22 protein-coding genes are annotated in these 23534 nt (G+C 37.7%); 13 read left to right on the forward strand and 9 right to left on the reverse strand.

Translation table 11 applies throughout. The features are described 5' to 3' along the window. Window positions 1-38: 38 nt before the first annotated feature. The 4 genes from HNP81_RS02750 to HNP81_RS02765 all read left to right on the forward strand — a co-directional run bounded on the left by HNP81_RS02750 (window position 39) and on the right by HNP81_RS02765 (window position 3295). Entirely contained in the window at window positions 39-248 is a 210-nt protein-coding gene (locus HNP81_RS02750; RefSeq protein WP_182501466.1) for a YheE family protein, read from the forward strand. Window positions 249-374: 126 nt separating this feature from the next. Beyond that, a complete protein-coding gene (locus HNP81_RS02755) occupies window positions 375-560 on the forward strand; it encodes a hypothetical protein (RefSeq protein WP_028393240.1) in 186 nt (61 codons plus the stop codon). A gap of 615 nt (window positions 561-1175) precedes the next feature. After that, window positions 1176-2069, forward strand: a complete 894-nt coding sequence (locus HNP81_RS02760; protein WP_182501467.1) for a PucR family transcriptional regulator — start codon at window positions 1176-1178, stop codon at window positions 2067-2069. 116 nt (window positions 2070-2185) lie between these two features. Beyond that, complete coding sequence (locus tag HNP81_RS02765; protein WP_028393241.1) at window positions 2186-3295, forward strand: oligosaccharide ABC transporter ATP-binding protein MsmX; 1110 nt, start codon at window positions 2186-2188, stop codon at window positions 3293-3295. A gap of 300 nt (window positions 3296-3595) precedes the next feature. On the opposite strand, the gene HNP81_RS02770 is transcribed toward HNP81_RS02765, so the two are convergent. The 3 genes from HNP81_RS02770 to HNP81_RS24895 all read right to left on the reverse strand — a co-directional run bounded on the left by HNP81_RS02770 (window position 3596) and on the right by HNP81_RS24895 (window position 5564). Further along, window positions 3596-4060, reverse strand: coding sequence for a hypothetical protein (locus tag HNP81_RS02770; protein ID WP_182501468.1), 465 nt, complete (start codon window positions 4058-4060; stop codon window positions 3596-3598). Window positions 4061-4117: 57 nt separating this feature from the next. Further along, a complete protein-coding gene (locus HNP81_RS02775) occupies window positions 4118-5149 on the reverse strand; it encodes an IS1595 family transposase (protein WP_182501469.1) in 1032 nt (343 codons plus the stop codon). Window positions 5150-5399: 250 nt separating this feature from the next. Continuing rightward, window positions 5400-5564 carry a hypothetical protein gene (locus tag HNP81_RS24895; protein ID WP_512698945.1) on the reverse strand — a complete coding sequence of 55 codons (165 nt, stop codon included), beginning with the start codon at window positions 5562-5564 and terminating at the stop codon, window positions 5400-5402. 394 nt (window positions 5565-5958) lie between these two features. Here HNP81_RS24895 and HNP81_RS02780 point away from each other — a divergent pair, with 394 nt between their 5' ends. After that, window positions 5959-6843, forward strand: a complete 885-nt coding sequence (locus tag HNP81_RS02780; RefSeq protein WP_182501470.1) for a DMT family transporter — start codon at window positions 5959-5961, stop codon at window positions 6841-6843. A gap of 288 nt (window positions 6844-7131) precedes the next feature. Here the strand turns inward: HNP81_RS02780 and HNP81_RS02785 are convergent, their stop codons facing one another. From HNP81_RS02785 to HNP81_RS02805, 5 genes are all read right to left on the reverse strand, one after another. Beyond that, window positions 7132-8877 (reverse strand): CocE/NonD family hydrolase, encoded by a 1746-nt coding sequence (locus tag HNP81_RS02785; protein WP_182501471.1) that lies wholly within the window; start codon window positions 8875-8877, stop codon window positions 7132-7134. Window positions 8878-9133: 256 nt separating this feature from the next. Continuing rightward, window positions 9134-9817 (reverse strand): ABC transporter permease, encoded by a 684-nt coding sequence (locus HNP81_RS02790; protein ID WP_028393244.1) that lies wholly within the window; start codon window positions 9815-9817, stop codon window positions 9134-9136. A gap of 17 nt (window positions 9818-9834) precedes the next feature. Then, complete coding sequence (locus HNP81_RS02795) at window positions 9835-10749, reverse strand: osmoprotectant ABC transporter substrate-binding protein (protein WP_051405065.1); 915 nt, start codon at window positions 10747-10749, stop codon at window positions 9835-9837. Between the two features lie 18 nt (window positions 10750-10767). After that, window positions 10768-11421: an ABC transporter permease gene (locus tag HNP81_RS02800; RefSeq protein ID WP_182501472.1), complete on the reverse strand. Its 654-nt coding sequence runs from the start codon at window positions 11419-11421 to the stop codon at window positions 10768-10770. Window positions 11422-11440: 19 nt separating this feature from the next. Next, window positions 11441-12574, reverse strand: coding sequence for a betaine/proline/choline family ABC transporter ATP-binding protein (locus tag HNP81_RS02805; RefSeq protein WP_182501473.1), 1134 nt, complete (start codon window positions 12572-12574; stop codon window positions 11441-11443). 262 nt (window positions 12575-12836) lie between these two features. Between HNP81_RS02805 and HNP81_RS02810 the strand changes: the two genes are divergently transcribed. The 4 genes from HNP81_RS02810 to HNP81_RS02825 all read left to right on the forward strand — a co-directional run bounded on the left by HNP81_RS02810 (window position 12837) and on the right by HNP81_RS02825 (window position 16274). Continuing rightward, complete coding sequence (locus tag HNP81_RS02810; protein ID WP_051405066.1) at window positions 12837-13403, forward strand: GbsR/MarR family transcriptional regulator; 567 nt, start codon at window positions 12837-12839, stop codon at window positions 13401-13403. 421 nt (window positions 13404-13824) lie between these two features. After that, complete coding sequence (locus tag HNP81_RS02815) at window positions 13825-14718, forward strand: beta-keto acid cleavage family enzyme (protein ID WP_182501474.1); 894 nt, start codon at window positions 13825-13827, stop codon at window positions 14716-14718. Window position 14719: 1 nt separating this feature from the next. Beyond that, the gene (locus tag HNP81_RS02820) at window positions 14720-15682 is read left to right on the forward strand and encodes an L-carnitine dehydrogenase (protein ID WP_182501475.1); all 963 of its coding nucleotides are present in this window, start codon (window positions 14720-14722) and stop codon (window positions 15680-15682) included. Between the two features lie 115 nt (window positions 15683-15797). Further along, complete coding sequence (locus HNP81_RS02825; protein WP_182501476.1) at window positions 15798-16274, forward strand: thioesterase family protein; 477 nt, start codon at window positions 15798-15800, stop codon at window positions 16272-16274. A 451-nt stretch (window positions 16275-16725) separates the two neighbouring features. Here the strand turns inward: HNP81_RS02825 and HNP81_RS02830 are convergent, their stop codons facing one another. Then, window positions 16726-17616 carry a glycerophosphodiester phosphodiesterase gene (locus tag HNP81_RS02830; protein WP_182501477.1) on the reverse strand — a complete coding sequence of 297 codons (891 nt, stop codon included), beginning with the start codon at window positions 17614-17616 and terminating at the stop codon, window positions 16726-16728. Between the two features lie 165 nt (window positions 17617-17781). Here HNP81_RS02830 and HNP81_RS02835 point away from each other — a divergent pair, with 165 nt between their 5' ends. The 4 genes from HNP81_RS02835 to HNP81_RS02850 all read left to right on the forward strand — a co-directional run bounded on the left by HNP81_RS02835 (window position 17782) and on the right by HNP81_RS02850 (window position 22147). Next, entirely contained in the window at window positions 17782-18915 is a 1134-nt protein-coding gene (locus tag HNP81_RS02835; RefSeq protein ID WP_182501478.1) for an ABC transporter ATP-binding protein, read from the forward strand. Continuing rightward, window positions 18912-19844 (forward strand): carbohydrate ABC transporter permease, encoded by a 933-nt coding sequence (locus HNP81_RS02840; RefSeq protein WP_182501479.1) that lies wholly within the window; start codon window positions 18912-18914, stop codon window positions 19842-19844. Before HNP81_RS02835 ends, HNP81_RS02840 begins: the two co-directional genes overlap by 4 nt. Beyond that, window positions 19841-20653 (forward strand): carbohydrate ABC transporter permease, encoded by an 813-nt coding sequence (locus HNP81_RS02845; protein ID WP_028393254.1) that lies wholly within the window; start codon window positions 19841-19843, stop codon window positions 20651-20653. The genes HNP81_RS02840 and HNP81_RS02845 overlap by 4 nt, the downstream gene beginning before the upstream one ends. A 108-nt stretch (window positions 20654-20761) precedes the next feature. Continuing rightward, window positions 20762-22147: an ABC transporter substrate-binding protein gene (locus tag HNP81_RS02850; RefSeq protein WP_182501480.1), complete on the forward strand. Its 1386-nt coding sequence runs from the start codon at window positions 20762-20764 to the stop codon at window positions 22145-22147. The last annotated feature ends 1387 nt before the right edge of the window (window positions 22148-23534 follow it).

A 23534-nucleotide genomic window follows, 5' to 3' on the forward strand; every position in this document is an offset into this window, starting at 1 on the left:
TTTATAATACTTATAATCTCACCTACGGAGGTATCCATTTGATCACTCATTTCCAGGTGGCACCGTTATATAAAGACCATCAATTGCCCGGATGGACGATTTCATTTTATTATCATAAAAAACAGTATCAAGCCATTTATCATCCAGATGGAAGAATTGAATATTTAAATTCAGAACCCACTCGTGCTGATTTGATACAGCTAACAAGCATGATTCACGACTTAATGATTTTTCACGTTTATGAATAATGCCCTTTTCTTCGGTCAAACTATAGTCAATTGAAAAGCACTATGAACAACTCTGACAAGGAATAGGCAAACTTCTAAATGACTATTCGTTACGAGCTAGGTGCTACCCTATAGGAGGATCCATACATGAAGGAGAAGTTTACATTCCTTAAAGATACTGAGTACGAGGGAAAAGATTCGGCCTATTTTGATGTTGATCGAATTATTAATGAAGGTATGGCAGGTGGGAATGTCTATCAATCAGGAAGCAAGCAAAATATTGAGGAGACACATGATTTTAATGATGAAGATCCCCCAAACGTAAGTAACTAGCAGGAAGCGAAATAGACTGGTCTCATAGCGAGGTCTGTCTTTTTCTTCATAAAGTGAAACTTCAATCAGTAGGGAATTTTCTTAATCCCCTACTGATTGTTAAGGCAGTTATCCCCCACCTACTCATCTAAGCCTTGAAGTGGAGGTTCCTTTTTTCCCGTTAAGCGTCTGCTTTAAAACTTAAGCGATGAAAAAAGTTTAGGTGCTCAAATTGTATAACCTTTTGAAGGTGGCGGTGCGGAGCTGATTTGGCGAAGCACTGCCCCTTTTCCACAGAAAAGAAACTTCTTCAAACGACTTTCCATTCCTCTCTTACTCATGAAAGCGCATTGAATTTTCCTAATAGTTGAAACTTCGTTATAATAAAGTGAAACTTCCATCCGTGAGGGTTTTCACAACCCCCTAATGGTTAGGTCCTATTCTAGTATTTTCGTCTGAGTGACTTACATCCAGAGGGCGAAAACCTTACCATCGAAAACCATAAAGTAAGTTTCACTGCATCTCAAATCGAGAATTCGCTTGCAGTTATCCCTCACCTTATTGTAGGAGTTTTATTACATCCTGTTAAACTGGGATAATGAAAATTCCCAGTAATACAAACAAGAAAGGCAGTCTATGATGTTAGAAAAATTACTTAACAAATTTCCAAATTCGGTTTCTCATAAGCAGGAAGTGTCTAATGTAGAACAATACTTGTGGTTTAGAGATGATACGGGCTTTGAAATCGGGATACCGAAAACAGCCATTACACCTGCAGAAATAAACCTTCTCAGTCTCTTATTTCATACTGATTCATTCGACGGTAGAAATGATACTTTCACCAAACTGTCTTGGAGTGAATTTTTGCTACACAAAAATGGTATATTACCCAAAACACGCTGGGAACATGTGCGTTTCACCCATTTCCACTTTGATCATAATGATTTTTCCTATCGTGATTTTGAACAAGCACTATTGTCATTCGTTTCTTCAAGTGCAGTATTAATTTGGACGGGAGATAATTCTGGTACTTTAATTGAAGGTAACACAGGAGATTGTCTAAAAAAAGAAGAACTAATAGCCATGCTTCAAACACTAGAAAGTGATTTTTATACAAAGATTGAAATTTTCCTAGGCTGTTTTCATTTAGTAGATAATGAATTAGCCTCTCATTATGAAATGGAAAAGAAATACTATCTTAAAACAAAAAAACTTATTCAAAATCAGAAAATGATCGTTCTTGCTGATTTACTTCCTTTTATTTTTCTAAAAGGTATGCAAGAAGACGAAAAAAAATGGTTTATCACTCAATTACTCGGTGAAACATTGCTAGATAAAGAACTAATTGGAACAGTAAAGACGTATATTGAATGTAATTCGAATGCAAGTCTAGCGGCGAAAACACTTTATATTCATCGTAATAGTCTACAATATCGTATTGATAAATTTATCGATAAAACGGGCCTTGATGTACGAGCCTTTAATCATGCATTACCCGCTTATTTGCTTATCTTGTTATCAGAATTTTAAATATATGGCACCTTGCATAAAAACACGCTATCATTTTTGTGCACCCTGTCCATTTCGATTTGAATACGCTTTCAATATAATAGTTTCATAGACAAGAGATTTGGGAGGTTAGTTAAATGGCTGAATTACAATTAGAACATATTTTTAAAATCTATGATAATAAAGTAACCGCAGTAGAAGATTTCAATCTACAAATTGAAGATAAGGAATTTATCGTATTCGTAGGACCTTCCGGTTGTGGTAAATCGACAACATTACGTATGATTGCAGGACTTGAAGAAATATCAAAAGGTGATTTCTACATTGATGGAAAACGTGTGAATGATGTTCCACCTAAAGACCGTGATATCGCGATGGTTTTCCAAAACTATGCATTGTATCCACATATGACTGTATATGATAACATGGCATTTGGGCTAAAACTTCGTAAAATGCCAAAGGCTGAAATTGATCAACGCGTGAAAGAAGCGGCAAAAATTCTCGGCCTTGAAGTATACCTAGACCGTAAACCAAAAGCTCTATCTGGTGGTCAACGTCAACGTGTTGCCCTTGGCCGCGCAATCGTCCGTGATGCAAAAGTATTCTTGATGGATGAACCTTTGTCGAACCTTGACGCGAAGCTTCGTGTGCAAATGCGTGCCGAAATTGCTAAATTGCACAAACGCTTAAACACAACGACGATTTATGTTACCCATGATCAAACTGAAGCAATGACGATGGCTACACGCCTTGTCGTTATGAAAGACGGAATCATTCAACAAGTTGGTGCACCAAAAGATGTGTATGAAAAACCTGAAAATGTTTTTGTAGGCGGTTTCATCGGTTCTCCTGCCATGAACTTCTTAAACGGTAAACTAGAAAATGGTATTGTAAAAATTGGCGATCAATCTATTGCAATTCCTGAAGGCAAAATGAAGCTTCTGCGTGATCAAGGCTATGTCGGAAAAGATATCATTTTAGGAATTCGCCCTGAGGACTTCCACGATGAGCCATTGTTCATCGAATCTTCTCCAGCAACAAAAATCAATGCTCACATTGAAGTATCTGAGTTAATGGGGGCTGAGTTCATGCTTTACTCTTCACTAGGCGGTCAAGACTTCGTTGCACGAGTTGATGCACGTACCATCGTTCAAGCAGGCGATAATTTGGAAATGGCTCTTGATATGAACAAAGCTCATTTCTTCGATGTCGAAACGGAACAACGCATCAGACCAGCCTCTGAGTAAATCAAGTACAAGAAGCAGTCAGATAATACAAGTGTCTCATAAGGGTCTGACCTCGCACTCTAAATCAGTAAGTAGTGTCTCATACACTTATCTTTTACTGTATTTAGTTATTGCGGGGTCTGGCCCTTCTTGGGTTATCTCCTTTTTTATTGAACATAGCTCCATTATCATATGTATCTTTAAATGATGGCTGTGTTAAACTTTAATGTTGATAATTAGATAAAAAAATAAAAGGAATACATAAAATACAAGGTGTTCCAATGTATTTTATGTATTCCTGATAGTTTGTTAACAAATTCTCTACCAGACGCTATAAAATATACCTTGTTCATTATGATTAGGTATATCGTATTCTTCTCGCAAAGCAATTTCCCTACTTTCCATATAAGATATGTAGCGTTCTAAACTTTCAATAATTCCCTTTTTATCATCTTTTAGAATTGGATAATGAGTATAATCCCATTGCTCGATATATTCAGTTTCTATTTCTTCTAAATTAGTTTTACCAGCCTCACTTAGTAGCTCGATAAATTTATCTTGTACATTATCCACTATTTCAATAATAAGTTCACACCAATAAACCTCCATAATCGAGTTATCTGTAATGTGATATGGGGTAATTATCAAACCTTCTACATCTTTAAAACTTTGTAGTATTTTAGGTAATTTTTTAATTTCAACTAAAGTGAAATATAAATCCTCAAAACGCTTATGTCCTCCCACTAACTCCTGTAACTTGACCGAACATTGTTTGCCGAAATTCATTTCTACTCACCTTTTTCATTACTTGTTTTGATTTTAAGTTTTTCAATTATAAAATTTTTATTGTATGTTAAATTTTGACAAACACAGACTGTGGAATGTTTCTGTCATATCAAAAACAAACGATGTCAAAAGAAACTCTTTGATATTGTGTTTTGTGCTCTCGTTACTATGACTATCTACAAATAAAAACCAAGCAAGGTAATTATCAAGATATTTAGTAGCTACCCCTTTAAAACGATTTATCCAATATTTTAAACGTGAATGAAGTCCGTTTACATTTAGGTTATGATATAAACCTTTGATAACGTGTTTCCCATCGTCTGATTTAATGCGGTAGTGTTCTATCCCTTTTTCGTTTGCATACGTTTTATAGGCTCTCCAAGCGTCCGTTACAAGTACATTATCAGGTGTTAGTTTAGAGCCTATCATACCGTCAACTTTGGTTTTTACAACACGCCCCATACAAGCTACCTTTGAAACAGTTGCTTTAGTTCGGTCTCTAGCAACTAGAACACAGACTTGTTCCTTGCTTATCCCTCTGTGCTTAGATTTGCCGCCTCGCTTACGTGGTTTACGTTCACTAATGCCACGTTGACCTTTTTGAGAATACAAAAAATAGGTCTCGTCAACTTCAACGATACCATCAAATTGTTCAAAATCCATTTGTTTAAGAGCCGATAACAACTTATGTCTCCAATAGAATAATGTAACCCAAGTAACTCCCACAATTTCTGCTGATTTTCGCAGGGAATATCCTTTAAACATACATTCAACAAAAGTAATCCATTCATTACCTTTTCGAGTGCGGTAAAGAATTGTATTTGTAGTATCCATAAATGTTTTACGACAAGTCTTGTAGCGATATCGTTGGCAACCATTAACTTTACCGAATCTATTAATATGTTCCGAAGTACAATGAGGGCACTCGAAACCTTCTTTATAACGTACTTCACGCATTTCATCGATTAGGCGACCATCAACAGTTGAGGAAGGTTCAACATAGCGTTTCACCCATTGAAACACTCGTTCTTTATCTGTATATGATAATTTATCGATATGTTTTAATAAATTGCTAAACGCTTTATTCATCTTTGAACCCTCCAATAAGAATGTTTGTTCTTATTATAAACAATTGCTTGAAAGGTATCAATTTTCAACATCAACCTTTAACAGAGCCTAAATGATAAAAACATCCTTGAGCGTCTGCTCTATAGTCCAACGCTGAAAAAGGTTACATAAATTGTATCACCTTATGAAGGTAGATGAGCTCATCTGACTTTGCTAAGCCCCGTCCCCATGTCCTTCATAAAAAAAAGGCGCCGAAGCAACCTTTATGAATTTATTTATTTCGACAGTTTTTACATACTTGAATAATGTTTTTTGTTTCAGTTTTATGAGAGTATAATAACTTTATTCTTTTCCTGCCACATAATGGACAGACCCCTCTCCCTTTTGAAGGGAGTTTACTTAATGTTTTCCCTCGATATCTTTTCGCCATTTTCATCCATCCCTAATTTACAAATTCATCTATCCCTTTATTTAATGATGGAGTACAAAAAACATTGTTGGGGATTTTAATCAATTTTTTTATAAAGTGAAACTTCTATCTATTGGGCTTTTGTTATTAACTATCTCTTTTGTCTCGATCCTCTACCAAAAGATGAAGTGAAGGTACTACCACCAGTAAATACAGGATATAAACGAAAATAATGCTCACTTTAATATGATCAGAAGTATAAGCTACCCATAATTGTCCAACTGAAAAAAGTTGAAAATAAGCTTTAATAATAATCACAATTTTACAAATCAAATCCAACTGGACAATTTTGTATACGGAACTAGCAACTACGTTTATAATAGACCAATGGAATTTTGTTATAGGAACGGTGATGATTTAGATGTTAAAGGCTTACTCTTGGCTCATTGTATGTGTTGTCGTATGGGGAAGTAATTTTGTCTTTGGAAAAATATTAGTTCAAGATTTCTCTCCAACTATGCTAACTATGCTGAGACTATTGTTTATTGTGCTAGTTTTAATTGGCTTATCTTTGTTTAAAAAGGCTTTTATACGCGTGAATAGGGCAGATTTAATTTGGCTTTTTGTTCTCGGGGTTATTGGTGTATTTATTAATCAATGGTCTTTTTTTGTAGGATTACAAACAGCTGATCCAACCACATCTGCATTAATTTTAGCTACTACTCCTATTTTAACTAGCTTTTTAGCCGCTATATTTTTAAAAGAGAGATTAACAATTCGCATGTTAATGGGATCCATTCTTGCAATCATCGGCATTTTTTTTGTTGTAACGAAAGGAATTTTATCAACGATTCACATTGATAATGGTTTACTATGGATCGTTGTAACGATGATTACTTTCGCAATTATGATCATTATGACGAGAGTACTCTCTCAAAGAGTAGACCCTCTTACGATTACTTTATATTCAAATCTTGTAGGATTTATTATATCGATCCCATTTGCTTTTTCATTAGACGATCCTATTCAGATTAGTTTTGAAATATCTGATTGGGCTCTATTAATCGGAACAGCTGTTATTGTGCATGGGATAGCCACACTTATTTGGAATAACAACATTCGACATGTTGATGCTTCAAAGGCCTCGATATTGTCTAATTTAGAGCCTTTTGTCGCCATGGTTACAGGATTCATTTTACTATCCAAACCAATTACAAGTGTAGAATTATTAGGATCCCTATTCATTGTGGGAGGAGTTGTGCTATCAACTTATCAACGGAAAAAGCTAACCAAACAAAGAGGGTGACCATATGGTCACCCTCTTTGTTTGGTTAGAACTCATCCGCTAATCGTTCTTTTTTACAGGTAATTTTTATCTGTGCTTCAAACACTCTTTTACCAGACACCCATAAACAAACATTATCAGCGCAATGGTTACTTTTCGCTACTTCACTATTTACCAATTCCACCTGACTAACAAAAGGCGCAGCCCCCACAAAATGTTAATACAATATAAGCTACGTGTATGAAACACTACATACTGATATAGAGTGCAAAGTCAGACCTTTTTGAGACACCCTCTTTTGATATTATTTTAGTTTTTGTTGCTTGGGATGACCGGTAACAAAATATGTGACGGGTATTCCACATTGTGATATATGGTTTGATTAGCCGTGGTATACTTTGTGCCGTCCAGCGTGGTTGTACCATTGTTAAAATTTACATCGAAGCGTGGAAAGTTACTAGACGAAATCTCCACTCTTATTTGGTGGCCAGGTAGGAACACGTTACTTGTTGCCCATAAGTCTATCTCATATTGTACGACTTCTTCATTTAAAGCTTCTTCCTGCTTCCGTCCATTTCGATACATCGCACGAACAATACCATCTGTTAAATTATACGCTTTTCCATCTGGCATAACGTCGATTAATTTTGCGGTAAAATCAGTGTCCGCTGCATCTGTTTTTGCCCAAAGAATCACTTTAATTGGCCCTGTCACTTCCAGTGCTCGCTCTAAAGGCTCTGATGTATAAACTAATACATCATCTCTTCTTTCAATTTCTCGTTGATCAAGCGGTCCCAACGTGTTAACCCCTGCAAACAAAGTTCCTCCCCCATTCGATGGAACTGGATTTGCAGGATCATACATAAATGTATCGACTGGTTCCTTTTCTGGTTTTTCACAACTTAAAAATCCATCGCCGAAACGAGTATTTGCTCCGCCCCCACTATGTAAATAAAAAGGAGTATATTTTGTTCGAGCTAACGGCCAGTCATTTTCACTACGCCACTTATTAATTCCCATAACAAACAATTTAATCGGTGCTTCTTCAAACAAAGCCGAATTCTTGTCTTTTAACCAATGATCAAACCATCGGATATGTAAATTAGTCAGGTCTTCTTTTTGATCAATCCAATCGCCAGATGCATGAATGCCAAAAGACCTTTCACCTAGTATAGAACTAAATAAACCATGTCCCCATGGACCAATGATTAATCGTTGATCGGAATCCATCATTTCACTCAACTTGGTATAATTTTGAATCGTTGCTTGTAAAAAGTTATCATACCAGCCAGCAATATGATATGCCGGAACTTCGATATTGTGATATTTGTTTGTAATATTCACTCGATCCCATTGATCCTCACTCCATTTATCACCAACAAGATCATAGAAGAAGTCAGCTACACCTAGCTCTTTAAGTGGTGGCCAATCCTGAATCGGCTTGTAAAGATACCATTCTTCTATCCGATTGTAATGTTCCGCCATTTTTGCCATCATCTCAGCATGCTGTTTCGGGTCTTTATATTTTCGATTAATCTGATCTGGTGCTATTGATTCAAGTGCCCATGTTTCTGAAGAACCGACTAAGAACTTCCCACCCGTTTCTACTGTGTTCTCACGCCAGTCATATAACGTCATGGCAGGAGCGATCGCATGTAAATGTGGTGGTCGTTCCGTAGCAGCCAACAACTGCGTAAAGCCGTAATAGGATAAACCAAACATCCCCACTCTTCCATTTGAAAAAGGGAGTTCTGCCGCCCATTCCACAGTGTCATATCCATCTTCCGCTTCGTACAAAAATGGGACAAATTCACCTTCAGATGCAAAGCGTCCTCTGACATCCTGAACAATGACTACATATCCATTCTGCACCATTCGATTTGTATCGAGATACCGGTGCGAATACATAGGCAAATCTTTATTATAAGGCAGTCGGGTCAGCAAAATCGGAAAAGTTCCATCCATATTAGGACGATAAATGTCTGCATATAAAACAGTACCGTCCCGCAACGTACAAGGAACATCTTTCTCTAGTAAAATTTGTACTATAGACACATGAACTCCTCCTCTTTTCTTACTAAGTGCAAATAATAATTTAACTGAAAATCCATCCGAAGATTATTCCAGATGGATTTCTTTTATACCAAACCAAACGTTAAGGCATTATAAAGCCACCATCTAAAATAAAGAAAATCTAGATTTTTACTACAAATCCAACTCCAATTAGGAGTGGAACAAGGCTAGAACTACAGAAATTTTTCGAACCAAAACTATCGATACTGAATCCTCTTTGGTCCAAATAATGGAAATTCTATACTACAGGCTCTTCAACTAGCTTTACGGTACCTTTTCTCTTTTTCATTGGTGATAACTTTCGTTCAATCCAACCCATCACAACATCAGCGATAACAGCCATCAATGCGGTAGGAATTGCACCTGCTAAAATAATTGCTGTCCCATCTGTAGCATTTGTACCCCGTAAAATGATATCCCCTAATCCGCCGGCACCAATGAACGTACCAATGGTGGCAATACCTATTGTAATAACTAACGCAGTTCGTAAGCCTGCCATAATAACTGACAAAGCAAGCGGTAGCTCAACCATTCGTAACACTTGTAACTTGGTCATCCCCATCGCTTTCCCGGACTCTAGTAAAGCATGATCAACATTTTGAATGCCTGTATACGTGTTTTTAATAATTGGTAAAAGAGAATAGAGAAACAGGGCAAACACAACTGTATTCGTTCCAAGTCCCATTACCAACATGAGTACAGCTAACATTGCCAATGCTGGGATCGTTTGAATAATATTTGCTAGCGACATTACCCAGATACTTAACTTATGGTATCGAGCAATTAAGATTCCAACAGGTATTGCGATGAACGCTGCTAAGATAACACCATAAGCAGCCATTAAAAAATGTCGGTAAAATTGTTCCCATACATATCCTGCGTTTTGAGAATAATAATATAAAACCTCCTGTATCGTTTCCATCGATAGTCACCCCCTAATTATTCAAAGTAATTGTGTTCTTCCAAAAAATCTTTTGCAATGATTAATGGTTCCTTCATTTCTCCATCAGCAGCATAGTTCAACTCTTGCATTTTTTCTGTATCAATTGCACCTGCTAGTTTTTGGAGGATGTCTCGAAGACCAGGGTGTTTGTCTAATACATCATTTCTCGCAACGACTGACGTATCATATGGTGGAAAAAAGTACTTATCGTCCTCTAATACTTTTAAATCAAATGCCTTAATACGGCCATCTGTCGTATATGCAAGCACAACATCCATCTTTTTATTCGCTGCAGCTTGATAAACTAAACCAATCTGCATCGGATACGTTTTGCCAAATTCAAATCCATACTCTAAGACGAAACCCTCATAGCCATCTCCTTTTCGTTTCAACCAGGAATTATCTACACCTAACTTCAACTCAGAAGCAAATGCTTTTAAATCTGATACTGTGTTTAAATTTTCTTTTTCAGCCAATTCTCTCGTAACCGTAAATGCATAAGAGTTAGCAAACCCATATGAATCAAACCATGTTTGATCAAATCGTTCTTCAAATTCACGTTGCACAATTTCAAGAGCTTCCTGTGGATCTTTTACCGGCTCCATTCCTAACGCACCTGCTAAGTCTGTCCCTGTATAACGTGTCGCAGTAATATCAACATCCCCGTTCATCATCGCCTTATGTTGGACGATCGATGAACCTAAATTATTGACCATTTCTACGTGGACATCCGTGTAATGTTCAATCATAAGGCGAACAATGTTCCCCATAATCTGTGATTCTGATGTACCCAACGTCCCGACAGCAACCGTATTCTTAGCCGGCCCACTCAAGCCTGGAAGAGAACAACCACTAATGAAAACAGTCAAAGAGACTAATGCAACTAGTAAACTCTTATATATTTTTAACAAGTTTCATGCTCCCCCTTCCTAAACAGCTTCTTTCATTTTTCTAATTCCTTTAGGTGTTACTTTTTCTTCAATACGACCTAAAAGAAGATCAACCAATAAAGCTAAAATAGTAACCGGAACCGCTCCAGCAACAATGAATTCGGCTTGGTATAAGTTAAGTCCACTAAAAATGTAATCACCTAGTCCACCAGCTCCTATATAAGCTGCTAAAGTTGCCCAACCTATTAAATATACAGTGGACAAACGAATACCTGCCATAATAATCGGAATAGCTAATGGCACTTCAACGTAGCGGATACGTTCCCATCCAGTCATACCCATCCCTCGTCCTGCTTCTAGCAAACTTCGTTTAACACCATTGACACCTGTATATGTGTTCCTCAAGATAGGTAAGACTGAATAGAAGAATAAAGCGATAATCGCTGGAACTTTACCAACACCTAGAATTGGAATAAAAAAGGCTAAGATTGCAAAACTCGGAAACGTTTGAATAATGCCTAAAATCCCCATCACAAAGCCTGCACTTTTTGGAAAACGAGTTAGTGCAACCCCAAGTGGAACAGCTACAATGATCCCTAATAGTGCCGCAATTAATGAAATATATAAATGTTCCCAAGTTTTAAATAACATTTCGCCGCCATAATTAGTAAAAAATTCAATAATACGATCCATCACTTCTCCCTCCTTTCAATTATTGTATACTCTCTTCTTCGCCCCAAATAGAATCATAGACAATATCAACAAGACTTGCCCTAGTAACAATCCCAACAAGACGTTGTTTTTGATCAATCACAGGAACATATTTCATCCCTTTTTTCAAGATTTTTCGAATTGTATCACGAACAAGTGTATCTTTATCAACTGTTAGTAATTCTCTTACCAGAACATCACCAACATGTGTCGCTTTTTTACGGGTTTGATCAATAATTTCAACATCAATATACCCTTTAAGTACCTGCTTTTCATCAATCACCAACAAAGCATCTACCCTATGATGCTTCATTATTTGAATGGCTTCAGATAACGTTTTGTCCTCTGTCACAGTAACTGGATTTGGGTTCATTACTTGCCCAACTGTTTGAATATTAGGTCTAGCTTGAACTAACCGTTCCTTCCCAATAAACTCTTCAACAAAATCATTTGCAGGATTTCGTAATATTTCATCAGGAGTACCTACCTGCACCAATTGACCATCTCGTAATATAACAATTTGATCAGCTAATTTAAGGGCTTCGTCCATATCATGAGTAACGAACACAATTGTTTTTCCTAGTTTTTGTTGCAATTTCTTGAACTCTTCCTGTAACGAATCTCTTGTAATAGGATCTAATGCACCAAATGGCTCATCCATTAAAATGAGTGACTGATCAGCTGCTAATGCTCGTAGCACACCAATCCGTTGTTGTTGCCCACCACTTAGTTCATGTGGAAATCGCTCTAAGTATTCTGGTGTCATATCAACAAGCTCTAACAACTCTCTTGCACGTGTACGACGTTTTTCTTCCGGCCATTTCAACAACTTGGGAACAAGTGAAATATTTTCTTGAATAGTCATATGAGGGAATAGTCCGATTTGTTGAATCACATACCCAATTTCTCGTCTAAGTTGTACTGGATCTTTCTCTAAAATGTTTTCCCCATTAATGTAAATGCTTCCTTCAGAAGGTTCGATTAAGCGGTTAATCATTTTCATTGTTGTCGTTTTACCACAGCCACTTGGTCCAATAAAAACAATAAATTCTCCTTTTTTAAACTCTAAGGACAAATTGTTAACTGCCTTTTTTCCTCCCTTATACATTTTTGAAACATGGTCGAATTTCAGCAAATGTAACACACCTCCATTATTTTCCTTACATCAATTTATTTAATGTAAGTACCTAACCGTGAAAAAATTTTAGTAACCTCTTAAGTGTAAAGTAAAGTTTGTAAATTAAAAAGTTTATAAATTTTACAAATTGCACGAAATTTACGTAAATTTATTACTACACAAAGTTTAAGCAATACATTCCTTATAAATGCTCGACAATCGGTTCATTTCCTTCCAAATACTAATTTTCCAGTTTTACTCAAATGTGATACAGTGACATATGCAACTGGCAATTGGAAGGAGGATCCTTGTGGCTGAAAAACATTTTAGTAAAATTAAACATGCGGAAGATCAATTTGTCGAAAAAATCGCGGATAATATGCACACTTTCGGGGTCTCAGCAACAGTTGGTCGAGTGCTTGGCATTATCTATATGAATAGAAAAGCAATGACCCTTGATGAATTATCAGAAGCAACAGGAATGAGTAAAACGCGCATGAGCCAAGTGGTTCGTGAAATGCTAGATCTTAATATTGCGGAAAAAGTCTTTGAAAAAGGCGTCCGTAAAGACCTTTATAATGTTGAGCAAGACTATTACCAAACCTTTGTATCGTTATTCACTTCCAACTGGCAAAAGTCCATAAAAAAAAATAAACTGTTCGAAAAAAAACTAGCAACCGAATTAAAGGCCATTCTCGAGAATGAATCTTTAACGGAAGAAATAGAACTAAAAATCAATGATTTACTTAAAGAAACTAAGGAATGGTTGGATTATTACAATTGGTTAACAAGCTTAGTTGAATTCTTTGATAGCGGGGAAATCTTCAAGTATGTTCCAAAACCATAATTCATTTCTAAAATGAACGAAAAGTTAAATATACTTGTGATCCGAACCCAATTAGTGGTGGATTAATAGCAAACTCAACACTTGTTGCCCATGCTGTCTTAATACGAACTATTTTGAATTTAATAATAAGGTAAGTGAGTTCTGACTCCTTATCTATAAAAGAAAATGGTGAAACACTGGCCATTTTCTTTTTTTTGTACAAGTGCGGATTCGAAAAGGAAGATAAAAAGAGCAGAGTAGTTCTGAGAGCGATTGTCTACGCGTATACAATAATACGTGAGGACTGGACTTGCATAGGACGTGCGAGATTTTAACAGAAGGTCTTTCATGTGTGATGATACAATTCGCAAGCTTTATTACCGCACTATTTGAACAACCTCTACAAGTGAAAGTTTTTAAATAGAAGGACAGGAGGATTAATATGAGGAAAAAAGTAATTGTAACATCCGCAGTAACAGGTGCAGGAGATACAACCAAAAAGAGCTCACATGTTCCAATCACGCCAAAGGAAATTGCAATTGCTGCGATTGAATCAGCAAAAGCTGGAGCAACAATCGCCCATATTCATGTCCGCGATCCAAAAACCGGTGCTCTAAGTCATGACCCGCAACTTTTTCGTGAAGTGGTGGAACGAGTCCGTGAATCCGATACAGATGTCATTCTTAATATTACAGCAGGTGGTGGTGGAGACTGGATTCCTAGCCAAGAAAACCCCGCAGTCGGTGGGCCAGGAACTGATATTCAAACACCTGAGGAACGACATGAACCTGTTGCTACATTATTACCTGAGATTTGCACACTTGACTGTGGTAGCCTTAACTTTGGCGATCAACTTTATATAAGCCCAACTGATTGGCTTCGTAAACAAGCTCGTCTCATTCAGCAAAGTGGTGTTAAGCCAGAATTGGAATGCTTTGATACTGGGCATCTTCGCTTTGCTAAACAATTAATGGATGAAGGTCTTATTGACGGGGACCCTATGTTTCAATTTTGCCTAGGTATCCCATGGGGAGCTGACGCTGATGCCGAAACAATACTATACATGCGAGATAAACTTCCAAAAAATGCTCACTGGTCTGCATTTGGGATCGGACGCTATCAAATGCCAATAGCGATTCAAACCATGCTGCTTGGTGGTAATGTCCGCGTTGGTCTTGAAGACAATCTTTACCTTGATAAAGGGGTATTTGCAACAAATAGCCAGTTAGTAGACAAAGTTGTCACATTCATGGATGGTCTTGGTACAAAGCCGATGACACCACAAGAAGCAAGAATACACCTCAAATTAAATAACCCTCACGGAAAGGCTGAATAATATGGATTCAAAGTTGATCAAACAAGTAACCGTTGTTGGTACTGGAGTTATCGGGAATGGTTGGATTGCTCGTTTTCTTGCTCAAGGATATGACGTAATCGCAACAGATCCAGCAAAATCTGCTGAGTCACGAATGCGAACAGCAATCGATAAAGCTTGGCCAGCTCTTTTGAAAAAAGGGTTAGCTGCCGAAGCTTCAAAAGATCGACTTACATTTGAACCAAATCTTACAAAGGCCGTTTTAAACGCAGATCTCATTCAAGAAAACGCACCAGAACGCATAGAATTAAAACAAACACTAATACAAACGATCGATCAACATGCAAAATCCGATGCGATCATTGCATCAAGTACATCCGGTATTATGCCTAGCACATTACAGGAAAAATGCAAAAAACCTGAACGCGTCATTGTTGCTCATCCGTTCAATCCCGTATATTTAGTGCCACTTGTAGAAATTGTTGGTGGGAAAAAAACTTCCTCTGACGTAATAAATCGGGCAGTGTATTTTTATGAATCAATCAAGATGAAACCTCTTGTTATCTCTAACGAAATCGAAGGTCATGTTGCAGACCGTCTTATGGAAGCAATATGGCGTGAAGCATTACATCTTGTAAATGATGGCATCGCTACAACAGAAGAAGTAGACGCGGCAATTATTTATGGTCCTGGGTTACGCTGGGCATTAATGGGTCCTTTCTTAACGCTGCACCTTGCTGGCGGTGAACAAGGGATGAAACATATGCTCGAGCAATTTGGACCTGCATTAAAACTCCCTTGGACAAAACTCGTTGCACCTGAATTAACGGAGGAGCTAACTAACCAAGTTGTGGCTGGCTGTCAACAACAAACAGCTGGACGTTCAATATCTCAACTTGAACAACGTCGCGATCATTTTCTGATTGAACTCCTTCAACTACTAGAAAAATATTGGCCAGGTGCAAACTTAAGCGGGAGAGTATAAAAAAAATAGAAACTTCTTATCTCTTAACTGGTCAGGAATGGAGCATAACAAGCTTTTTCTGATAATGACTACAACAAAAGCTAACTATCTAATGTCTAATAAAGGAGTATTTGAAATGTCTCAAACCGTAAAACCACTACTAAAAGACATCGTCAGAAATGATTGGATTGACTATAACGGACATATGACCGATTCTGCTTATGCAATTGTATTTAGCATGGCAGTTGATCGTCTAATGATAGAGTTAGGAATCGATGTTGACTTCCGTAATCAATATCACTTTTCAATTTATACATTAGAAACACATCTCTGTTATATAAAAGAGGCACATGAAGGTCAAGGCCTTCATGTCACAATCCAATTGTTAGACTACGACTTAAAACGACTACATGTGTTTTTCGTTATGGTAAATGACAAAGGTGACCGCTTAGCAACAAGTGAGCAAATGTTGATGGGAATGGATATGACCGAAGGGCGCCCTGCCCCATTTCCAATAACTATCAAAAACCGGATTGAAAATATGGCAAACGATTATCAGTTCCACCCCATGCCTAATGAGGCTGGTCGGAAGATTGGGATCCGTAAGAACTAATAAAAAATGCCCTGTATGTGTCTACCAGGGCTTTAGTACTCTTTTTAACGAGGTTATTCTATTTTAGGGTGGATCATCGGAACCCGTTGGACATGGATTCTATCCATTCAACAGTTCCTTTCAACTTTTCACAACAAATCTAATTAAAAAAAGCTTCTTATAGTGCGTGTTCGCAAAGGAAGATAAAGTAAAACTTCACTCAGTGGGGTTTTCTTCATCCCCCACTGAGTGTTAGTCCCGTTCTAGTGTCGAATATCTCCGCTCTGCTACGAACGATAAAGCAACTCGAACCCGATTGGTTCAACTAATCGGGCTTTTACGGGCTCTGTGTTGCGCAGAGGAAGTTCGCAATTTTAACAGAGGAACATTCATGAGCTTTGATGCAATTCGCAAGCTTTTTTATCTGACTATTGTACAACCTCTTATATGGCTTTTACTATGTTGCCTACTTTTATTCATAATTTGTCGGTGTTGGTACCTCTTTGCTTGCCTGGACTAGCTGATCAGCCAAATCAGTAAAAGCACCTGTAATGCCATAGCCAATTAATCTTTTCATATCCTCATGGTTATCAATTGTATACGGATGAATCCACAAGCCAGCCTTTCTAACCGTATGGATGTAGTGTTCATCAATCATTCGATAATTCGGTCCTATCCCACTTGCATACTCTTTCCATTTCTTAATTTGACTATTTGAGACGTTTGCTCTGCCTTTATATTTTATTAATTGTATGAGCGGAATATCTGGATTACTTATATGAATTTTTCGAAGACTTTTTTCACTAAATGATTGAATGATTACTTTACCTTTTGTAGCATTTGACCCAATTAAACCATGCTCAGTTAATAATTTTAGTAATTCTTTTTCCATTCCAGGATACTTAGCAGGATTCTTCGTTTCGATATAGTAATTGGCTGTCTCCCCAAAAGCGTCAAATATTTCCTCCAATGTAGGCACCTTCAAATTTTCGTAAACTGAATCAGCAAACTTTTTATGTTTTTTATTAAACCACGACCCTGCATCAAGTTCTTGAAGTTCTGCGAGTGTATAGGATGATACTTTTCCTTTACCATTTGTTGTCCGATCAACAAAATTATCATGCATCGCAACTAACTTTCCATCTTTCGTCATCTGTAAATCGATTTCCAAATAATCCGCACCTAGCTTTAACGCCAATTCATAAGAGAGAATCGTGTGCTCAGGTGCATAGCCTGATGCTCCGCGATGGCCAATTACAATAAACGAGTTCAAGACAGCTTCGTTTTGTTCTTCATCGGAACTTATTAGTAGAAATACGGCTATGAACAAAATAACCAATACTCCTGTTTTCGTTTTGCGCATTCCACTTTGCCCCTTCTCACCATATTCAGCACTAAATCATTCAATTGTGTTGAATTTTCACAATTATAATCCACATTCTATATTTTACCTATTATTTTCAAAATATTTACACCTTCTTCATATTCTTTTCTTACACTGGTATTTAAAGTGAAGGAGTTGAGATTGTTGAAAAAAGTAGAACTTCTAAACATTTCAAAAACTTATGATCGGAAGCAAGATGTCATCTCGAGTATTAGTGTCACGATTGAACCTGGGGAGTTTTTTGTTCTTGTTGGACCATCTGGTTGTGGTAAGAGTACCATTTTACGAATGATTGCTGGACTTGAGGATATTACTGATGGTGTGATTAAAATCGGTGAAAAAGAAATAAACGATCTTCCTCCTAGCAAACGAGATCTCTCAATGGTCTTTCAAAATTATGCTCTCTATCCACACTTATCGGTTGAAGAGAACATTATCTTTGGTTTACATGTAAAAAAGATATCAAAGTCCGAACGCAAAAAACGGTGCAGTGAAGCCGCTGACATGCTGGGACTAGGGAGTTATTTACAACGAAAGCCTCGCGAACTCTCCGGTGGACAACGACAACGCGTTGCTTTAGCAAGAGCAATTGTCAACCAGTCACCGATTTGTCTTATGGATGAACCATTATCCAATCTAGATGCAAAGCTGCGAGCACATATGCGATCTGAGATTCGGCAGATTCAGCGCCACTTAGGTATTACAATGATCTATGTCACTCATGATCAAGTTGAAGCGATGACAATGGGTGATCGGATGATGATTTTACATAATGGAGAAATTCAACAAATCGGCAAACCGATTGACATCTATAACCGCCCGGCCAATCCTTTTGTCGCTACATTTATTGGCTCACCACCGATGAACCTCGTTTCATGCACAAATAATTGGAAAACTGGAGAAATTAATATTAATAATCACCTAAGGTTTTTTATCAAACCAGAGGATCAACCAGCAGTGAGGAACAGGCAGCTTACCGTGGGCATTCGTCCTGAACATATCTTACATTCTTCTAATAGATTAACCAATACAATTAAAATGCAAGTTCAGGTTATAAACGTAGAAGTGCTTGGAACTGAAACTATTTTCGCCTTTCATTTAGGTGGAAAAGAATGGTTAGCCAAATGGAACGGTCAATGGCGGTTGTCTGTAAATGATATCGTCCCTATCGAAATCGATTATAATTCAATCTGTCTATTCGATAAAAAAACAGGCGGGCTAATAAAGGCGCCGGCGAAAATAGAGCGACATATTATCGAGCAAGAGGTCATGATATGAAACTAGCACTTCATGATACACCAAACCTCTCCCTCAACCCAAAAACAAGTTTGTGGAAGCAGACGCAAAAAGCAAGAGTCGCTTTCTTATATTTACTTCCTTCTATTTTATTGTTTTCTGTATTCATTTTTTATCCGATGTTTAAAACGATTTATTTAAGTTTTTTCCTTACCGATCAGCAAGGTGAAGCAGCCTTGTTCGTTGGCCTTGATAACTATCAGGATTTACTAACCTCACAAAGCTTTCATAAAAGCATTAAAGCTACTTTATTATTTGTTCTTTACACCGTGCCAGCAGGGATTATTATTGCACTATTTCTGGCATTAATGGCCAATGAAAAATTACGAGGAATTGGGTTCTTTCGCGTAATTTATTCATCTACTATGGGAATTTCCGTTGCTGCATCATCTGTTGTCTGGTTATTTTTATTCCATCCGAGCACCGGGATGTTCAATCGTGTCTTAAACCTATTTGGCATTGCGGAGATTCAGTGGCTTCTAGATCCTGATTGGGCTCTATTTTCTGTCTCTGTTTCAACGATTTGGTTAAATCTTGGTTTTTCATTTTTAATCATTCTTGGCGGATTGCAAAATATAGATGAGCATTTATATGAAAGTGCCAGGATTGACGGGGCGAGCTACTGGTATCAATTACGTAGAATCACCATTCCAATGCTTTCGCCTACCCTTTTCTTTATCATTACGATTTCACTAATTAATTCATTCCAAACGTTCGGACAAATCGATATTTTAACAAAAGGCGGACCATCTGAATCCACTAATCTAATTGTGTATAGCATTTATAAAGATGCATTCATAAACTATCAATTTGGTACAGCAAGTGCCCAGGCGGTTGTCCTCTTTATCTGTGTGTTACTATTGACGATTTTGCAATTCAAGCTCGGTGAAAAGAAGGTGCATTATCAATGAATATACGAAACAAACTTTTACTTTACCTTCTTTTGTTCTTTTCTGCTTTCTTGTTGTTTTTTCCGATTCTCTATGCATTCATGATTTCTTTCATGTCAAGCGATGAAATTCTGCACGGTAAGTTTTTTCCAGCGGCCTTCCATTTGGAAAATTACTTAAAAGTCTTTGACCGTCTACCACTTTTGAAATACTTATTGAATAGTTTTATTGTATCTACAAGTGTCATGATTGGGCAGCTCATCGTCTGTTCTATGGCCGCTTATGCGTTCGTATTCATTCAGTTTAAAGGAAGAAACTTCATTTTCTTTCTTTTTATTTCAACAATGATGATTCCTTGGGAAGCAACTATGATTCCTAACTTCATAACCATTTTGAAGCTAGACTGGTTCAATACATATCAAGGACTAACATTTCCATTTTTTGCAGCAGCCTTTGGAACCTTCCTGCTAAGGCAAAACTTCTTAACCATTCCAAAGGAGCTTCATGAAGCTTCACAAATTGCAGGACTGAATACCGTTCAGTTTTTTATCAAAGTAGTTCTTCCTGTCTCAAAAACTAGCTTAGTGACACTTGGAGTCTATTCGTTTTTATCAACTTGGAATCAATATCTTTGGCCCTTGCTAGTTACTACCAATGATTCTGTCAGAACAGTGCAAATTGGGTTAAAACAGCTACAAACACAAGAAACAGCTACCGATTGGGGGGTGGTAATGGCAGGTGTAATCGTTGTAATCATTCCAACCTTACTATTGTTATTCCTCGGGCAAAAGCAATTGCAAAAAGGTCTAACACAAGGTGCATTGAAATAAAGTGAAACTCCATCGGTAGGGGCTTTCTTCATCCCCCACTAGTTGTTTGCCCGGTCAGTCTTTTTACTAAAAAATATACTTAATCCATTAATAGGGAGTGTTTCTAGTATGGCTAAAAAGTTGAAATGGTTCATGATGTTCAGTTCATTTCTCTGTTTATTTTTATTAGGTGCCTGTTCGAATAGTGCGAGTCAAAGTAAGAATAACGAAAATGAAAGTTCTAACAACTCTAGCGAAGACAACACCGAAGAAAGTGGACCTGTTGAAGTGTCGTTCTGGCATGCGATGTCAGGTTCAGGTCAGGAAGCAATTGAAGATGTTGTGAATGACTTTAACGAATCTCAAGATAAATACATTGTAAAGCCTGAGTTCCAAGGCAGCTACGAAGAACTTCTACCAAAATTCCGTAGTGTTGGCGGAACGAAAGATGCTCCTGCCATTGTCCAAACTTATGAAATTGGTACAAAATATATGATTGATAGCGGATATATTGAACCCGTACAGTCTTTTATCGATCGTGACAACTATGACATTAATCAATTGGAGGCAAATATCTTAAACTACTACAAATTGGACGATAAATTATATTCTATGCCTTTTAACTCTTCTACTCCTGTTTTACTGTATAACAAAGAGGCATTTAAAGAGGCTGGACTTGATGCAGAAAACCCGCCAAAAACGTTTAATGAAATTAAAGAAGCGGCAGCTGCACTTACAAAGAAAAATGGGAGCAATACAGAACGTTTTGGTTTTTCTATGCTGACATATGGTTGGTTTTTTGAAGAATTAGTGGCTACCCAAGGCGGTTTATTCGTGAATAACGATAATGGACGCAGTGATCAAGCAACAGAAGCTACCTTTAACAGTGAAGAAGGATTACGGGTATTTAACCTATTAAATGATTTAAATAATGCCGGTCATTTCGGAAACTTCGGAACAAACTGGGATGATATCCGTGCTGCTTTCCAAACTGGCAAAGTTGCTATGTATATGGATTCATCAGCTGGTGTTACAGATACTATAAAAAATGCTCCATTCGATGTCGGTGTTGGCTTCATTCCTTATGCGGATGAAACAGAAAGACAAGGTGTAGTCATTGGCGGCGCTTCTCTTTGGATGTCTAAAGGAATAAGCAAGGCAAACCAAGAAGCGGCTTGGGAGTTTATGAAATACTTACAAACACCTGAAGCTCAAGCAAAATGGCATGTTGCTACAGGATACTTTGCAATCAATCCTGCAGCTTATGACGAACAAATTGTTAAAGACAAATGGGCAGAATCTCCACAATTGAAAGTAACAGTCGATCAGCTCCAAGCAACGATTCCTTCTGTCGCAACCCAAGGAGCACTTATATCCGTTTTCCCGGAAGCAAGGCAGCAAGTCGTTACTGCCTTAGAGAACTTATACCAAGGCGGCAATCCGAAAGAAGAGCTTGATAAAGCAGTAGAAGCAACGAATAAAGCGATTGAGGTAGCAAACAAGACGAAGAAATAATGAACAAATTCATTTTTTCCAAACGTTTTTGCTTGTGAGCTTAGCTATTGTGTTCATAACAGATAAACAATATCTTTTAAGAGAGCTTGGAGAAAATTTTTCTTCAAGCTCTTTTCAAGTTAAATAAATCACATTTCCAGCTATAAAACTAAGATTACGTCTCGGATATATCAGTTGAAAGAATGATTTCCAAAGATTCATAATGTCGCACTATTTTATAGTGTTAACAATATCGATCCGATTATCAATGATGCTTCATTCCTTGTTTAAACATAATAAAGTGAAACTTCAATCAGTAGGGGGTTTCTTCATCCCCTACTGATTGTTAGTCCCGTTCTAGAGTCGCTAATATCTCCGCGTAGCGTAGATAAATACTCGATTTAACGAACTCAGCCTAAATACGCCGCGTCCTGCGGCAACGTCTGAGTGACCCACATCCTGTGGGCGCAAACTTTACTTCTGCTCACGCATCGGTAAGTTTCACTGTATCTCACCAATCGAGCTTTTACTTCAAAAAGTGAGGCGACGATGTAGGAACGTCTCCTAAGATCGCTCACGTCCTGTGAGCAACAGAGACGCCATCACATCTTGTGATAGTCCGACAAGCATAAGATGGAATACGGCGTGGCGTAGTTTGCCACAGAGTATTACAGCTTATGATCTCGAGGGGCGAGGAGCCGCAACTAGATTAGGCAGTTGTCCCCCACCTATGCTTCTTCGAATTCCTCTAAGCCTTGAGTCGGGGCCTTACTGCCCGTTAATGCGGGATACTAAAATTAAATGACGGAATAATTCACTAACTTTTTCTTATTACAAAAATAATATTTATAGAATGTCAGCGGCAATATATGGAGCCCATGTTGATAACAATCTCGCCAGACAAACAATCACTTTGCCAGGGTGCGAATCACAGCGACTTCGGTGAGCATCATTCTAGATTCAGATCTAACGGAGGTGCTATACATTCCTGATGAGCCGACTGCTGGGCTGCATCCAAAGGATACTAAAGGATTGATAAATGTCATGAAACGGCTGAGAGATTTGGGCAATACCATACTCGTTATTAAACAAGATGTTGAATTCATGTGTGAGACTGACCATATTATTGACATGGGAGCCTGGTGCTAGTCATAATGGAGGGACTATAGATGGTGAAAGAAGTTTACTAGAATTATTGGAACAATAGCATCTCATTAAAGGAGCTTTCTTACGAAATGGGCATCTCCCTAATAAGTATCGACGAAACGGGTCAGGCCAGTATTTGAGTATACACAACCTAATCAAACATCTTTTAAAGAACGTATCTGTATTCTTTCCACCCGGCTGTTTTGTAACAGGCATTGGGATCTCTTGATCAGGTACGTCAACGTTTGACTATTGACCTGCT

It is taken from the genome of Peribacillus huizhouensis, from assembly GCF_014138605.1.
GTDB classification, from domain to species: Bacteria; Bacillota; Bacilli; order Bacillales; family DSM-1321; genus Peribacillus; species Peribacillus huizhouensis.